A 15,827-nucleotide genomic window follows, 5' to 3' on the forward strand; every position below is an offset into this window, starting at 1 on the left:
GGCGCAGCCTGCGGCTTTGCCGATCAGCGGATCGGCGGCGAGTATTGCAGGCCGCCCTTGGTCCAGAGATTGTTGATGCCGCGGCTGATCTTGAGCGGCGAGCCTTCGCCGACATTGCGATCGAACGACTCTCCGTAATTGCCGACGGCCTTCACGATCCGGATCACCCAGTCCTTGGTGAGGCCAAGCTGTTCGCCGAGATTGCCGTCGGTGCCGAGCACCCGCTTCAGCTCCGGCTTGTCCGACTTCGCCATCTCGTCGACGTTCTTCTGGGTGATGCCGAGTTCCTCGGCCGAGACCATCGCAAACAGCGTCCATTTCACGATGTCGAACCACTGATCGTCGCCGTGACGCACCATCGGACCCAGCGGCTCCTTCGAAATGATCTCGGGCAGCACGACGTGATCGGCGGGATTCGTCAGCTTGAGGCGGCTGGCATAGAGTCCGGACGAATCGTCGGTGAAGACGTCGCAGCGCCCCGACTCGTAGGCCTTGATCGCTTCGTCGATCGTGCCGAACGCGATCACCTCGTACTTCATGTTGTTGGCCTTGAAGTAATCGGCAAGGTTCAACTCGGTGGTGGTTCCGGTCTGGACGCAGACGGAGGCGCTGTTCAGCTCGAGTGCGGAATTGACCTTGAGGGACTTCTTCACCATGAAGCCCTGCCCGTCATAATAGGTGACGCCGGTGAAATTGGCGCCGAGCGAGGTGTCGCGCGAAACCGTCCATGTGGTGTTGCGTGACAGCACGTCGATCTCGCCGGATTGGAGCGCCGTGAAGCGGTCCTTGGCCGACAGCGGCACGAACTTGATCTTGGTTGGATCGTTCAGGACCACGGCCGCGATGGCACGGCAGACGTCGACGTCGAGCCCGGTCCAGTTGCCCTTGTCGTCGGGCGAGGAGAAGCCTGGCAGGCCCTGGCTGACGCCGCAGGACAACATGCCCCGATCCTTGACGGTCTTGAGCGTTTGCGCGTCGGCAGCTTGGGCAGACAGGCCGGCGGCGAGAGCAAGAGTGAGAGCCAGAGTTACGCGTTTCATGGGCTTCAAGCCTTTCAAAGTCGTCTCAAGGTCAGGAACGGAATCCCTGCAAGGATGCGCCCTTGCAAGAGTCATGCTGGAAAACCTTGCCGAACACCCGCCCATCCCAAGGAGGCCATACCTTAATCCCCGCCGCAGGCGCCCGCCGTTGTGGGTGTGGCGCAAGGTCCGGTCAGACGATGGATCGAAGGTCGCGGCAGGCCCCTCAACATGCGGCGACTGAATAGCACCTGCGCATCACAGAACGACTGGCGAGCCGGGTCAAGGGGTTGACGAGACTCTTCTGTGCTCTGTTATTAACGATCGCGGCCCCGAGGCCGCCCCGGCCGTGCGATCCGCGCCCGGCGGAAACGGTTTTTTGAAAGCAGACGCATGGATTCCTCGCACCCTGCAGAGCAGCACGCCGAAACCCGCCTGGTGACCTCCGGCCGCGACACCAAGGCGCAGAAAGGGTTCGTCAATCCTCCCGTGTTCCACGGCTCGACCGTGCTCTATCCGACCGCCGAGGACCTGCACGCCCATCGGGGCGAGTTCACCTATGGCCGTCACGGCACCCCGACCACGCGGGCGTTCCAGGACACGCTGATGGCGCTGGAGGGGCCGCAATGCGCCGGCGTCGGGATCGTGCCCTCGGGCCTGTCGGCGATCTCGACCACCCTGCTCTCGGTGCTGAAGACCGGCGACCACATCCTGGTCGTCGACAACATCTATCGGCCGTCGCGCAATTTCTGCAACGGCATGCTCGCCCGCTACGGCGTCGAGACCACCTACTTTGATCCGCTGATCGGCGCCGGCGTCGAGAAACTGTTCAAGCCCAATACCCGCGCCGTGCTGGTCGAGGCGCCGGGCTCGCAATCCTTCGAGATGCCCGACATTCGCGCCATCGCCGACGTCGCGCATGCGCGTGACGCACTCGTCATCGACGACAACACCTGGGCGACGCCGCTCTATCACCGCTCGCTCGAACAGGGCGTCGACATCAGCATGCAGGCCGCAACCAAATATATCGGCGGCCATTCCGACATCATGTTCGGCACGATCTCGGCCAATGCCAGGGCCTGGCCGCAAGTGTCCGAAGGCATCCGCCTGCTCGGCGTCTGCGCCGGCCCCGATGACGTCTTCCTTGCGCTTCGTGGCTTGCGCACGCTGTCGGTGCGGCTCGCGCAACATCATCGTTCAGGCCTGGAGATGGCGCGCTGGCTCGCTGGCCGGCCCGAGGTTGCGCGCGTGCTGCATCCGGGGCTCGAGACCGATCCGGGCCACGCGATCTGGAAGCGCGACTTCACCGGCGCCTCCGGCCTGTTCAGCATCGTGCTGAAGCCCGCGCCGCAGGCGGCGGTCGACACCATGCTCAATACGCTCAAGCTGTTCGGCATGGGTTTTTCATGGGGCGGCTTCGAGAGCCTTGCAATTCCCTTCGATTGCGATGCTTACCGCACCGCGACCAAATGGACGCCGGGCGGCCCGACGCTGCGACTCCACATCGGGCTTGAGAGCACCGACGACCTCAAGGCCGATCTCGATCGCGGCTTCGCTGCCTTCAACGCGGCCATGTGAGCCTGCCGAGGAGGCATCTCGCCCGCTGACGCGCCAACAAGGGGTTGATCCGACGACGTTTGGCGTTAGCCTGACCCCTTCGACTCCAAGTCCGGATACGGAGAATGGGTACGTTGGTTCTGCTCGATCTGATGGGGGGCGTGGCGCTGCTGCTGTGGGGCCTGCATATGGTCCACAGCGGAATCCTGCGCGCGTTCGGTCCTGACCTCAGGCATCTGCTCGGCAAAGCCCTCGGCAACCGCTTCAGCGCCTTCGCCGCCGGCCTTGGCCTCACCGCGCTGCTCCAGAGCAGCACGGCAACGGCCCTGCTCACCAGCTCTTTCGCCGCCGAGGGGCTGCTCAGCCTCGTCGCCGCGCTTGCCATCATGCTCGGGGCCAATGTCGGAACGACCCTGATCGTGCAGGTGCTGTCGTTCAACATCGCCGCTGTCGCGCCCGTGCTGTTCGTGCTCGGCCTCGTCGCCTTCCGTTCCGGCCCGCGCTCGCGGATCAAGGACATCGGCCGCGTCTGTATCGGCCTCGGCTTGATGCTCCTGTCGCTGCATATCCTGCTCGACACGCTGGCGCCGGCGGAGAATGCGCCCGGCATGCGGGTGGTGATGACGGCGATCACGGGCGATCCCGTCCTGTGCATCGTGATTGCCGCCCTCCTCACCTGGCTGGTGCATTCCAGCGTCGCCAGCGTGCTGCTGATCATGTCGCTGGCTTATTCGCAGTTCATCACGCCCTATGCTGCGCTGGCGTTGGTGCTTGGCGCCAATCTCGGCAGCGCCATCAACCCCGTGTTCGAAGGCGCACGGCGCGACGATCCTGCGAGCTACCGCCTGCCGGTCGGCAATCTCATCAATCGCGTGGTCGGTATCGCCCTGGTCCTGCCCTTCCTGGGCACGATCGCGGATCACATGCATGCCTGGCAGCCGGATCTCGCCCGGATGACGGCCGCCTTCCATGTCGCCTTCAATGTCGGCACGGCCATCCTCTTCGTCGGCCTGCTCGACACCATGTCGCGTCTGCTCACCCGGCTGCTGCCGGATCGCGTGCGGGAAACCGACCCGGCGCGCCCGCGCTATCTCGACGAAACCGCACTGGAGACACCTTCGCTTGCGCTCGCCGATGCCGCGCGCGAGACCCTGCGCATGGGCGATCTGGTTGAGATCATGCTGCGCAAGGTGATGGCGGCGATGATGACCGGCGACCGTTCGCTGGTCGACCAGGTCTCGAAGACGGACAACATCGTCGACAGCCTCGACGAGGCCATCAAGCTCTACGTCACCAAGCTGACCCGCGGCAGCCTTGACGAAAGCGAGGGCCGGCGTGCGATGGAGATCATCTCCTTCGCCATCAACCTCGAGCACATCGGCGACATCATCGACAAAAATCTGAGTGAGCTCGCCACCAAGAAGATCAAGCGCCGCTTCCAGTTCTCGCCCGAGGGCGCGGACGAGCTTGCCGCCTTCCACAAGCGCACGATGGATTCGCTGCGGATCGCCTTCGGCGTGTTCATGTCGGGCGATGCCAACGAGGCCCGCAAGCTGCTGGTGGAGAAGACGGCGCTCAAGAACACCGAGCTCGCCGCTGTCGAGCGTCATCTCGACCGCCTGCGCGAGGGCCGCCCCGAGACGATCGAGACGACATCGCTGCATCTGGACGTGCTGCGCGACCTGCGCCGCATCCACTCGCATATCTGCTCGGTGGCCTATCCTGTGCTGGATGCGGCCGGCGAGCCCAGGACCGAGGCAGAGACGGCTGCCCTGCCCGCCTCAGGCGCGACGGCGCTGCCACGCTAGCCAGGGCCAGGGATCAGCGCCCCAGCGTCTTCGACGAGCGGCCGCGGTTCTTGATGATCAGCATGATGTTGCGGACATAAATGATCGTCGCCAGTGCCTGTCCGAGGATGATGACTGGCTCGCGCTTGACGACGCCGTAGACCAGCGTCATCAGGCCGCCGCCCATCGAGCAGAACCAGAACGCGATCGGCACCACGCTGTTGCCGGCCCGCTCGCTCGCGATCCATTGCACCAGGAAGCGCGCGGTGAAGAACAGTTGCGCGACCAGGCCGAACGCCAGCCAGAAATCGAACTTAGCGACGAAGACGTCGTACAAATAATTGCTCAGCGCCTGGCCGTATTGGATGATCATGCGTTCACCTCAGTCACTTCGGGCGTCGGCTTCTTGCGGCGGATCAGCCACCACACGCCGGCGAGATCCATGATCCCGATCCACAGCCGGTCGAAGAAGCCGTAATTGGACACGCCGGAATGGCGCGGCCGGTCGATGACGTCGACATAGGCGATATCAAATCCTTCGCGTCGCATCAGCGCCGGCAGGAAGCGATGCAGCCCGTCGAAGTAGGGCATCATCAGGAAGACCTCGCGGCGGAACGCCTTCAGCCCGCAGCCTGTGTCGCGCGTGCCGTCCTTGAGGATGGCGTTGCGGACCTTGTTGGCGATGCGCGACTGGAATTTCTTGAAGCCGGTGTCCTTGCGCCCGACGCGCTGTCCGGCGGCAAGCCCGACATTCGCGCCTTTCTCGACCGCCGCGATCAGGTCCGGCAGGAAGGCGGGGTTGTTCTGGCCGTCGCCGTCGAGCGTCGCCACGATGCTCCCGCGCGCCGCACGCACGCCGCTGCGAACCGCGGCCGATTGGCCGCCGGATTTTGCGTGACAAAGCTGCCGCAGATTGCCGCGCTGTCTCATGATCGCCGCGAGCCGTTCGCCGGTCGCATCCGTCGAGCCGTCGTTGACATAGATGATCTCATAGGCCCAGCGGCCATCGAGCGCGGCCGTGATCTCCTCGATCAGGGGCACAATGTTGTCGGCTTCGTTGCGCACGGGGACGACGATGGAAACCGAAGGCTGGGACGACAAATCGAAAGCTCGTGGTTGGATTGGCCCGCTCCGGGAACCCTTGGGCCCGGAAGCAGCCGCTTTTATGGGGCGGATGGGCCGCGGGCAACCCTTTTGAGGCGTCCCGGAAGCGGCACGATGGTGCCGTCGGCGCGGATGGCAAATCCAAGCCTGCGGGCCGCAAACCAGTAGCGCACGGCCATGGCGCTGACGATCCCGACCAGGGCGCCGGCCGTGACGTCGCTCGGGTGGTGCGCGAGCAGCACCAGGCGCGTCAGGAGGATCAGAGCAGCGTAAATGAACATGTATACGCGCAGCCGCGGCCAGAGCGCCGAGACTGCAAAGGCAAGCGCGAACGCCGTGACCGCATGGGCGGATGGCAGGCTGAAATAGGCCTCCGTGCCCTGGAACGGAACGAAGTTGAACGGATTGGCCTTGCCGCCGACAAAGGGCCTGCCGCGTCCGATGACGAATTTCAGGATCTCGGCGACGAACACCGACAGGACGACGGATAGAAACACATATTGCAGCTTGGTGCCAAAACCGAGCAACAATCTGCGGCGTGTGCCGCGCAGCCCCGCCGCAAAGAGTGCGACCGCCACCAGCGCAATGGCGAGCGCGATGAGGACATACTCGTCCTTGCCGAAATCGGTGAGGATGCGGATCGGCCACAGCCACGCCGTGCCACGCGCCGGCATCAGCTGGATCTCGGCCTGGTCGAACGCGACCATCAGCACGATGACCAAAGCCGCTCCCGCCGCGCTGAGCCACAGCGAATGCCGCGCCAGTTTTCGCGCGGCCGCGGCGCGCCGCGAATGGGAGGGTGCGCGCACGAGCTGCACCAGCGCGCCTCCCGCGACCGCCAGCAGCTGCGCGGGGTAGCCGGCGCGCGGTGCGATGGTCGGCGCAACAGACATTTACTCGGTGCCTTCGGAACGGAAGATCGAGATCGAGATCGCGCGCCCTTGCGAGAAATTATAGCCGTCGATGCGCGCGCCGACCTTGTAGCGCAGCCCGATCGCCTCGGCGCGCTGCACGAAGCTGCGCTCCGAGCGCTGCTCGACCAGCGCGAACCGGCAGCTTCCCTGCCTGAGGAAATCGGCAGCTCCCGATCCGTCGGTCAACAGCGTCTGGGTCCCGGTCAGGAAGACGAGGCTCGGCTCGGCGTAGCCGGCCGAGGCCGCCTTGGGTCCGACGCAGGTCACGTTGCGCAGCGCGCGCGCGATCTCGATGCTGGGAAACAGCGGCGTTAGCGAGGGCAGCACGATGCCGTAGACCACGACCGCCAGCATCAGCGCGGCGACCAGCGCGTTGAGCACGGAGCGCTCGGCGCGATTGGTGTCGAACAGCCACCAGGCGAACAGACCGAAGATCAGCGAGGCCGCGATGAACGGCCAGGCCACGAAAGCCGGTTGCCGCGTCAGCATGACGGCGCCGACCACCGCAATGATCGAACCGCCGGCGGGAATGGCGAACCACCAGGCCGAGCCGCGTGCGAGCCAGGAGCGCGACAGCACGTTCCGCTCCAGCGCGCCGACGGTGAGGATCGCAACCGCGGGATAGAGCGGCAGCACGTAGTGCGGCAGCTTGGTCAGCACCGCCTCGAACACGATCCAGGACGGGATCAGCCAGGCCAGCAGGAATTGCGCGCCGGGCTCACGCCGCGCTCGCCACACGGCTGGCGCCGCCATTGCCGCGAGCGGCGCGCCGGGCCAGAAGGTAATCCAGAACAGCGCCAGATAGACGCCGGGCGGAGCGCCATGGGATTCCTGCGCGCCGATCTTGCTCAGCATGTCGCCGCCGACGGAGTCCGCGAAAAAAGCATCGCCGGCGCGCCAGAAGATCGCCACGAACCAGGGCAGCACCAGCACCAGCATCCACATCAGGCCCCAGACCGGGCGCAAGCGCCACAGCCAGGAGGCATCGCGGTCCTGGATCGCGAGCATGATGATGGTAAGCCCGGCGAACATCAGGATCAGCGGGCCCTTGATCAGAATGCCGACCGCGAGCGCGGTCCAGAAGATCGCGGGCCAGCTCCACGGCGGATGTGCGTCGTCCTCGGCACGCTGCCAGGACAGATAGGCGCGCGACATCGCGCCCATTGCCGCGATCACTGTGAACAGCAGCACGGCGTCCGTTTTGGCGAGGCGCGCCTCGACGCCGAGCAGCACGGAGGCGGCCATCAGGAGCGCGGCAAGCACCGCCGCGCGCCGCGTGACGAAGCCCAGCGCCGTCCAATAGGTCATCAGCACCGCGCCGATCGCACCGATCAACGAGGGCAGCCGATAGACCCAGATGCGCAATTCGGCCTTGGGCAGCTTCAGCGCCGTCGCAAGCTCGACCGCCGCGGATTGCAACCAGTAGATGCCGACCGGCTTCTTGTAGCGAACGTCCTCCTGGAAGCGAATGTCCACATAGTCGCGGCTCTCGACCATCTGCTTGGTGGCCTGGGCGAACCGTGCCTCGTCGCGGTCGACGGGCGGGATGGTGAAGAAACCGGGCAGGAACAGCAGCAGCGCGCACAACACCAGGAAGCTCACGGCGCGGGCGTGGCTGGCGGTGACGAAGTCGAGCATCAGAACGAGCCGGCTGCCCGGATTCACGGGCGTTTTCGGCTCTCGGGGCGCGCCAAATCGGGGAGTCGGATAGGTCTCGGCCATTGGTTCCGCTTACGCTGAAACCGCCATCGCCACAACCGCTTGAGCCGCTCTCATTGAATTCGAATGACAACTGTGTCCGCGGCGCCCGTGGCGTCGATCACGGTCAGCCTTGCAAAGCCCGGGCCGGGAGGATCGATCAGGCGCTGGCGCCGTCCATCGATCTCGCCGCGCGCGGTTCCGTTGACCATGACAGTCATCGGCAGCACCCCACCGGCCACCTTGATGGGCATGGCGGCAGCCTCGGTGCCAGCCGATCGATCCACATCGACCCGGGAACCGTTGAGCGGGAATTGGATGTGGAGCGCCTGTTCGCCGCCGGTCCGGACGAGTTCCCCCACGGGGCGGAACCGCCTCAGCGGTATTGGCAACTTCGCGTTGCTGGCAATCAGGGTTCCCTTGGGCGCCCTGGGCAGCGGGGTTAACGTCTTTCCGGTCCGCGCGAAGGCATCGAACAGGATCGGTGCAGCGGCAACGCGGCCGATCAGGCCGGGAACCGGCGCGCCGTCGGGCCGGCCGACCCACACGCCGATGGTCATGCGGCCGTCGAAGCCGACCGACCAGGCATCACGATAGCCGTAGGAGGTGCCGGTCTTGAAGGCGATGCGGTTACGGACCGCATTCTCCGGCGGCGGGGTTCCCAGCAGCACATTGCCGACCTGCCAGGCCGCGACTGGATCCAGCAGCCGCATCGGCTCGCGATCGTCCCCGGCAACCATGATCTCGCGTAATGGCCTGGTCGTTCCGAGCCGGGCGAGACCTGCATAGAGTTGCGCCAGATCCTGAAGCGTGACGCCGACGCCGCCAAGGCCCATGGCAAGGCCGGGTGCCTCGTCCTTGGGCAGAACCAGATTGCCACCGGCCTGCCGCAGCCGCGAGGCCAGCCGGCTCGAGCCGACGCGGTCGAGCAGCACGATCGCCGGCACGTTCAGCGACAATTGAAGCGCCTTCTTCACCGGCACGGTGCCCTGGAACGTCATGTCGAAATTTTCCGGCGCGTAGGAGCCGAAGCGCACCGGCCGGTCGTCGATCAGACTATCGGGATGAACAAAGCCGTCCTCGAAAGCGAGGCCGTAGATGAACGGTTTGAGTGTCGAGCCCGGCGAACGGATGGCTCGGGTCATGTCGACCTGCCCTGCCCGGCTCTCGTCGAAATAATCGGCCGAGCCGACGCGCGCCAGCACGTCGCCGCTGTCATTGTCGACGACGATGATGCCGACCGAGATGTTCGGCCCCAGCGCAACGGCACGGTCGCGTGCCAGCGGCTCAAGCACTTTCTGCAGATTTGAGTCCAGCGTCAGCTTGATAACGGGCGCGTCCTTGACCGTTGCCAGCGCGCTGTCGGCCGAATGCGGCGCCAGAATGGGCATCGGCTTGCGCAGCTTTGGCACCGGCACGGCCTTGGCCTGTTTCGCGTCATCCAGGCTGACCACGTGCTCCTCGACCATGCGATCGAGCACACGATCCCGCGCGATGCGCGCGGCTTCCGGGAAGCGGTCGAGCCGGCGCGTCTCCGGCGATTGCGGCAACGCGACCAGCAGCGCCGCTTCCGCCAGCGACAGCCGCTTCGGCTCCTTGCCGAGATAGGCGATCGATGCGGCCCGTATGCCTTCGAGGTTGCCGCCATAGGGCGCAAGCGCGAGGTACAGGTCGAGGATCTCGTCCTTGCTGAGGGCCCGCTCCAGCTCGATCGCGCGCACGATCTGGTGCAGCTTTGCGTAAAGCGAGCGCTGCCGCCGCGGCTCCATCAGCCGCGCCAGCTGCATCGAGATGGTCGACCCGCCCGACACGATGCGGCCGCGCGTGCCCAGTTGCACCGCCGCGCGCCCAAGCGCCAGCGGGTCGATACCGTCATGGGCATAGAAGCGCTGGTCCTCATAAGCGAACAGCAGCTTCAGGTAAGTCGGATCGACATTGGCCTCGGCATCGACAGGCAGACGCCAGCGCCCGTCCGCCATCGCATAGGCGCGCAGCAGTTTTCCGTTGCGGTCGACGACCGTGGTCGAGACACGGCGCGCCTCGTCGAGCGGCAGCGGGCCGAGGGAATAGACCCAGCCGACGAAGCCGATGATGGCGAGCATGAGAGTGCATGCGGCGATGGAGAGGAGACGATGGCCCCAACCCCTTGCTCCGTCTTGGCCGGGCTTGTCCGGGCCATCCACGTTCTTCTCAGCCGGGCCAAGCTCCGTGGATGCCCGGGACATCTGCGCGAAGACGCGCTTCGCGCTTCTGCCCGGGCATGACGACGGAGATTGTGGCTCGTTCGGAACGCTTACCATCTCACCACTCACTTCGCCGCCCGTACCTCGACGGTCCCCGTTCCGGTGCGGCCATAGCGCGAGGGATTGTACATGTCCTCGACATAGGCCTGCGGCAGCACGTATTTGCCGGGGGAAACCACGCGCACGACGTAGGCGACGGTGAAGACCGCCTTGGAGTCCGAGGCCCTGTCGACGGCAGCGGTGAAGCGGTCGTCGCGGAACTCGGTATCCTCTGGCTCCGCACCGTCTTCGATCCAGTCCAGCGTCCCGCTGTCGCCCGACGACACCAGCTTCGGGTTGTCGATCTCGAGGCCCGCCGGCAGATAGTCGGAGACCATGATGTGGCCATACTCGGGCTTGGCTTCCGTAATCTTCAACACCACGGCATAGCGATCGTTCTGCTTGACCTTGCTGATATCGGCGGGCTTGCCGTCGAGCGTGAAGTAGTTCCGCTCGATCTTGAAGCCGTTCGACGCGGCCGGCTCCGGCGTCACCGGCGAGCCGGATACCGAGACCACCGCCTGCACCGGCGCATCGCCGGTGTTGGTGATCTTCAGCGGCTTGCCGCTCAGCGCATCAGCCTTGTAGCTGCGGTAGAGCGCAGTCTTGACCGGCTGGCCGTCCACCTCGATCGAGAGGTTTTCCTTGGCCAGCGCCCGCGCCGCCAGCACCAGCCAGGCATTCTCCTGCGTGGAGGTGTAGGGCGTGAGCGCGCGCGCGACTTCCACCCGCGAAACCGCCTGAGTCAGCGTCGCCTTCGGCGCATTGCCTTCGCTCGCGAGCGAAACGAGCGCTGCGGCGTCACGGAGCTGCGAACCATAGTCGGTGCGGCCGAACTCCAGCACCGGCTTTGGCGCGAGGCTGTCGAGCGCTGCGCTGTAGACCCGCTCGGCGCGGTTGCGGTCGCCGACCAGAGCGAGCGCCGCTGCAAGCTGAGATTTGGCGATCGGCGTCGCCAGATTGTTCAGCTTGGTATCGGCGAGATAGCGGAGATCGCCGATCGGAGCTGCGCCATTGCGGGCGAGCACATAGAGGCCATAGGCGAGATCACGGCCGCCGTCCTTCTCCGGCTCATTGCCGTTGACGACGGAGTTTCTGATGCGGTCGAGCGCGTTCTTGAACAGGACGTCGGGTACCACAAAGCCCTTTTCACGGGCGCGGGTCAGGAAGTCCGTGACGTAGGCATCGAGCCAGGCATCGTCACCGCCCGCCGACCACAGGCCGAACGAGCCGTTGGAGCCCTGACGGGCCAACAGCCGCTCGATGGCGTCGCGGATGCGCTGGTCGACCTCGGTGTCCATGGCAAGGTGCGCCCCGGCCGCGAGGTCGTTGACATAGAGCAGCGGCATCGCGCGGCTCGTGATCTGCTCCGAGCAGCCGTAGGGATAGCGATCGAGCGCCTTGAGGATGGTCGCCGCATCGAGCGCCGTCGACAGGCTCGCCGAGACCGAGACGCTGCCGGTGCCCGGCACGAGGTCGGAGAACATGTCCGAGGTCAGCGTCAGGCTCTCGCCTTTCGCCAGCGTCCGGATCGAACGCCGCGCCAGCACTTGCGTGGCCGCTTTGACGTCGAGCGCGTAGTGGCGCGCGAGCGTGAGGCCATTCGGCCCCTTGATGTCGACGTCGAGCGTCGCCTGCCCGGCCGCGGTCGCATCGAGCGCGAGCGCGAACGAGTTGCGCTGCTTGGCGGCAAGCCTGACGGTGGTGGCGGGATTGCCCGACATCTTCACGGGGCCGCCGGTCTTGACGTTGATGACATAATCGCCGGCCTGGCCCTCGACATTGTCGATCTCGAGATTGACCGTGCCGTGGTCACCGTTGAGCAGGAAGCGCGGCAGGGTCGTCGTCAGGACGACTGGGTCGCGGATCACGACATCGGTGTTGGCGCGGCCGAGTTTTGTCGCGGTCCACGCCACTGCCATCACGCGCGCCGTGCCGGCGAACTCCGGAATGTCGAAGCTCACTTCCGCGGTGCCGTCGGCGCCGACGGTGACGATGCCCGAATAGAGCGCCAGCGGCTTCTGCGCGGGGGGCGAGCCCTGGAGCTCCGCAGCGCCGGCGTCGCCGCCGGACTTGATCTGGCCGCGCGTGCCGGACATGCCGTCGATCAGCTGTCCGTAGAGATCGCGGATCTCCGCAGTCAATTGGCGCTGGCCGAGATAATAATCGTCCGGCGCCGGCGGCTTGTAATTGGTGAGGTTGAGGATGCCGACGTCGACTGCGGCGATCACGACCTTGGCATCCTCGCCGGGATTGAGCCCGTCGAGCCTGACCGGAATCTTCAGCACCGAATTCGGCCGGATCAGATCCGGCGGCGACAGCTTTACGGCGAGCGTGCGGGCCTGCTTGTCGATGCCGAACCATTTCAGGCCGATGGCGCGACCCGGCATGCGCTGGGCGGCCGCATCGAGCGGACGGCGCAGCGTCGCCACCACATAGGCGCCGGTGCCCCAATCCTTGCCGACCGGGAGCTTCACCTGCGCGGTGCCTTCCTTGACGTCGATGGTCTGCGTCGTCAGCAAGCGGTCGCCGACGACGTTGACGGTGAGCTTGCCGGCAGAGCGGGCGTTCACCGACACTGTCATGGTGTCGCCGGAGGCGTATTGCGGCTTGTCGATCGAGGTCTCCAAGAGGTCCGGCGTGTCGGCGCTGCCGTCGGAATACCAGCCGACGTCGAACTGCACCGAGGTCACCGGGCCGTCGGCGTCGTTCGACTTCACGTCGAGCCGATAGCGGCCGGGCCGCGGCGCCAGCGAGATGCGGGTCGGCTTGTCGGTCGCGATCGTGACGTCACCATCGGCGACGCGCGAGGTCGACTTGACCGGCTCGTACTCCCAGTAATTGTTCTGGCGGTACCACTGATAGCGCGACTCCATCTTCAGCAGCTCGTAGCGCAGGCCGTCGCGAGGAAGTGTCTTGCCGTCGGGCGAGACGAACACGACGTCGAACTCGGCCTTGTCGCCTTCCGCGACGTTCTTGTCGCCGAACAGCGGCTTGATGCCGATCAGGGCGGTCGCGGGTGCGACCGGCAGAACCAGCTTGCGCTCGACGGCGCGGCCGCCGGTCTCGACCATGCGGATGAAGATCTGCGCCTCCTGCGGACGCGTCGAGGCCGGCTGCTTCTCCAGCGTCACCGGGAAGGTCGCAACGCCATTGGCGTCGGCCTCGGGAAGGTTCTCCAGCGGCGTGCGCTCGTTCGACGTGGTCTGCTCGTCATCGACGCCGAACTGGTAGCCGGCAAAGCCCGGACGTTCGCTGGCCGGCGCGATCAGCATATCGCCTTCGAGGCTGAGGCCCGCAGCCGGCGCGCCATAGAGGAAATGACCGTCCGCCTTAAGCTCCACAGGAGCGTTAGCTTTGATCAGCTTGTCCTTGCTGGATAAGTCAAATTCGATCCTGTCAGGGACGTAATCCTCGACCATGAAGGTGGTCTCGCCGACAGACGAGCCCTTCGGGTCGGTGAAGGCGCGCACCCGCCAGGTTCCAGTCGGAACGGCCGAGTTGAGCGGCACGGACAGCGTGCGGCCGCCGGCGCCCTGGTCGGCCAGCACGGCACGGCGGAATTCGACGCCATCGGGACGCTCGATCACCAGGGTCAGCGGCCCGCCATTGACGGCATTGCCCTGCCCGTCGCGCAAGAGCGCCGTGAGATAAACGGTCTCGTTGGAGCGATAGACGCCGCGCTCGGCATAGACGAAGGCATCGGCGCCAGAGGGCACCGCACGGCCCGCGACGCCGCGGTCACTGAGGTCGAAGGCCGAGGTCTTCAGGCTGAGGAAGGCATAGTCGGCCTTCTCTCCGGTGACCGTCAGCATCGCCGGCGACAGGCCGCCCTCGCCGCGCGCCAGCCCCGCCTCGAACAGCACGTGGCCGGCCTCATCGGTCTTGCGCGTCGCCAGAATCTCGTTGTTGCGGGCGACCAGCCGCACCTCGGCTTTCCCGACCGGATCGGTCGAGGCCAGCGAATTGACGAAAACATGGATGCCGTCATTGCCGGAATAGGCCGTGACCCCGAGGTCGGACACGATGAACCATTGCGTGGCCAGCTGATAATCATCGTCGCTGCCCGGGCCCTTGGCCGCTGCCGTCATCACATAGACGCCCGGCTGGAGCTCACCCAGCGCTTGATCGACCGGGAATGCGGTGATGACGTCCTGGTTCAGAGTCATCGCGGTCGCGAGTTCGCCGGACCAGACCTTGACGCCGCGCTCGTCGCCCAGATCCGAGAGTTGATATTTCGACAACGTCTTCTGGAAGTCGCTGTCGACCACCGTGTTGATCAGATTGCGGTCACCGATCCTGAACACATTGATGTTCACCGCGGGCGTGTTGACGCTGACCACGGGAATGCCGCGCTGGCCGGTGCGCGGCAGCACATAGGCGCGGCTGGTGAAGCGCACGAACGGCTTGCGGTCACGCACATAGATGTTGAACTCGGCCGATTTCGGCAGGCCCTCCTTCACCGTCGACGGCAGGCCGGCACGCAAATTGATGTTGTAGCGCTCGCCATGCTTCAGCCCGTCGACGCAGAGCTGCTTGCCTTCCGCCGACAGCGCCGGCTTGTCTTGGCCAGCGAGCGCCAGGAACGGCGCGAAATCGGTGCGCTTGGCGAGCTCTTCCGAGAACTGGAAGCAGGCGCGCGGGCTCGCCGAATCCGAGTCCACGGTATAGTCGAGCAGGCGGAAGCCATGCTCGTCGCGCAGCTTCTCATATTGGCCGCGGACATCGGCGACCTCGCGCATGTCCAGCGACAGCCGCAACGCGTCGAGCGCCGGGCGGAACAGGTGCCGCTCGGCGAGCGACTTGCCGAGCACCGCGAGCGCATCAGCCTCCTCGCCCGCATTGCCGGCGCGCATATAGGCGATATAGGCGGCGGTCGAGGCGCGCTCGAAGAGGAACGTCTGCTCGCTCGAGCTCTTCGGCGTGATCTGGAAGATGACCTTTGCGAGCCGCAGCCAATTGCCGGCGTCATCGGGCGTGGTGGCGGCGATCTGGCCGAGGACCGAGAGCCCGGTGCGGTAGTCGTTGCGCCTGAAGGCGGCGTCGGCGTCGGTCTTCAGCGTCGCGTTGGTCTTGGCGACCGGCCCCGCTTCACTCTTGATCTGCGCCTCGAGCTTGATCGCGGAATCGGCGAGATCGTCACGCTTGAATGGCTTGTCCGCTGCCTGCGCAGCGCAAAGGCCAAACGCCAGCACGGCGCAGAGAGCGACGGCGCGAACCAGACCAATCATGAAAGGACTCCCGGAAATCGCGGACGAGCGCCGCGGCGGCGATAATGTGTGCGGAAAGGTGACGGACTCATGGCGATGGAACCAAAGGTGCAAAACGTCGCATTCGCCATGGCACGGCACGCCCAGAGGAGACCGATCGAGATACCGCCGCGCACGCCGTCCTGTGGCGCAGGCCATATCTGAAGCAGTCGACCGGCGACCGTGTCCCGGAAGCTGGTCAGCGTTGCCGGCGACG

At 65.7% G+C, this 15,827-nt stretch carries 9 protein-coding genes; 2 read left to right on the forward strand and 7 right to left on the reverse strand.

Going from position 1 to position 15,827, the window contains the following annotated elements; all coding sequences use genetic code 11:
• Nucleotides 1–23: 23 nt before the first annotated feature.
• Nucleotides 24–1,040 carry an amino acid ABC transporter substrate-binding protein gene (locus tag XH91_RS18610; protein ID WP_128951911.1) on the reverse strand — a complete coding sequence of 339 codons (1,017 nt, stop codon included), beginning with the start codon at nt 1,038–1,040 and terminating at the stop codon, nt 24–26.
• 372 nt (nt 1,041–1,412) lie between these two features.
• Between XH91_RS18610 and metC the strand changes: the two genes are divergently transcribed.
• Nucleotides 1,413–2,597 carry a cystathionine beta-lyase gene (gene metC, locus XH91_RS18615; RefSeq protein WP_128951912.1) on the forward strand — a complete coding sequence of 395 codons (1,185 nt, stop codon included), beginning with the start codon at nt 1,413–1,415 and terminating at the stop codon, nt 2,595–2,597.
• Nucleotides 2,598–2,701: 104 nt separating this feature from the next.
• Nucleotides 2,702–4,384, forward strand: coding sequence for a Na/Pi cotransporter family protein (locus XH91_RS18620; protein ID WP_128951913.1), 1,683 nt, complete (start codon nt 2,702–2,704; stop codon nt 4,382–4,384).
• A 13-nt stretch (nt 4,385–4,397) separates the two neighbouring features.
• Here XH91_RS18620 and XH91_RS18625 read toward each other — a convergent pair whose 3' ends face one another.
• The 6 genes from XH91_RS18625 to XH91_RS18650 all read right to left on the reverse strand — a co-directional run bounded on the left by XH91_RS18625 (nt 4,398) and on the right by XH91_RS18650 (nt 15,592).
• Nucleotides 4,398–4,736: a lipid-A-disaccharide synthase N-terminal domain-containing protein gene (locus tag XH91_RS18625; protein ID WP_128951914.1), complete on the reverse strand. Its 339-nt coding sequence runs from the start codon at nt 4,734–4,736 to the stop codon at nt 4,398–4,400.
• Nucleotides 4,733–5,464 carry a glycosyltransferase family 2 protein gene (locus XH91_RS18630; protein WP_128951915.1) on the reverse strand — a complete coding sequence of 244 codons (732 nt, stop codon included), beginning with the start codon at nt 5,462–5,464 and terminating at the stop codon, nt 4,733–4,735. Before XH91_RS18630 ends, XH91_RS18625 begins: the two co-directional genes overlap by 4 nt.
• A gap of 62 nt (nt 5,465–5,526) precedes the next feature.
• Nucleotides 5,527–6,360: a phosphatase PAP2 family protein gene (locus XH91_RS18635; RefSeq protein ID WP_128951916.1), complete on the reverse strand. Its 834-nt coding sequence runs from the start codon at nt 6,358–6,360 to the stop codon at nt 5,527–5,529.
• Nucleotides 6,361–8,103, reverse strand: coding sequence for an ArnT family glycosyltransferase (locus tag XH91_RS18640; protein WP_128951917.1), 1,743 nt, complete (start codon nt 8,101–8,103; stop codon nt 6,361–6,363). It abuts the gene before it with no gap.
• 50 nt (nt 8,104–8,153) lie between these two features.
• Entirely contained in the window at nt 8,154–10,304 is a 2,151-nt protein-coding gene (gene pbpC / locus XH91_RS18645) for a penicillin-binding protein 1C (RefSeq protein WP_245477152.1), read from the reverse strand.
• An 83-nt stretch (nt 10,305–10,387) separates the two neighbouring features.
• A complete protein-coding gene (locus tag XH91_RS18650; RefSeq protein WP_128951919.1) occupies nt 10,388–15,592 on the reverse strand; it encodes an alpha-2-macroglobulin family protein in 5,205 nt (1,734 codons plus the stop codon).
• Nucleotides 15,593–15,827: the final 235 nt, after the last annotated feature.

This window comes from Bradyrhizobium guangzhouense, from assembly GCF_004114955.1.
Classification (GTDB): Bacteria; Pseudomonadota; Alphaproteobacteria; order Rhizobiales; family Xanthobacteraceae; genus Bradyrhizobium; species Bradyrhizobium guangzhouense.

Bases quoted from the DNA above. Each gene is read 5' to 3' on its own strand.
- XH91_RS18610 (WP_128951911.1), bottom strand. From the start codon at position 1,040: ATGAAACGCGTAACTCTGGCTCTCACTCTTGCTCTCGCCGCCGGCCTG.
- metC (WP_128951912.1), top strand. From the start codon at position 1,413: ATGGATTCCTCGCACCCTGCAGAGCAGCACGCCGAAACCCGCCTGGTG.
- XH91_RS18620 (WP_128951913.1), top strand. From the start codon at position 2,702: ATGGGTACGTTGGTTCTGCTCGATCTGATGGGGGGCGTGGCGCTGCTG.
- XH91_RS18625 (WP_128951914.1), bottom strand. From the start codon at position 4,736: ATGATCATCCAATACGGCCAGGCGCTGAGCAATTATTTGTACGACGTC.
- XH91_RS18635 (WP_128951916.1), bottom strand. From the start codon at position 6,360: ATGTCTGTTGCGCCGACCATCGCACCGCGCGCCGGCTACCCCGCGCAG.
- XH91_RS18640 (WP_128951917.1), bottom strand. From the start codon at position 8,103: ATGGCCGAGACCTATCCGACTCCCCGATTTGGCGCGCCCCGAGAGCCG.
- pbpC (WP_245477152.1), bottom strand. From the start codon at position 10,304: ATGTCCCGGGCATCCACGGAGCTTGGCCCGGCTGAGAAGAACGTGGAT.
- XH91_RS18650 (WP_128951919.1), bottom strand. From the start codon at position 15,592: ATGATTGGTCTGGTTCGCGCCGTCGCTCTCTGCGCCGTGCTGGCGTTT.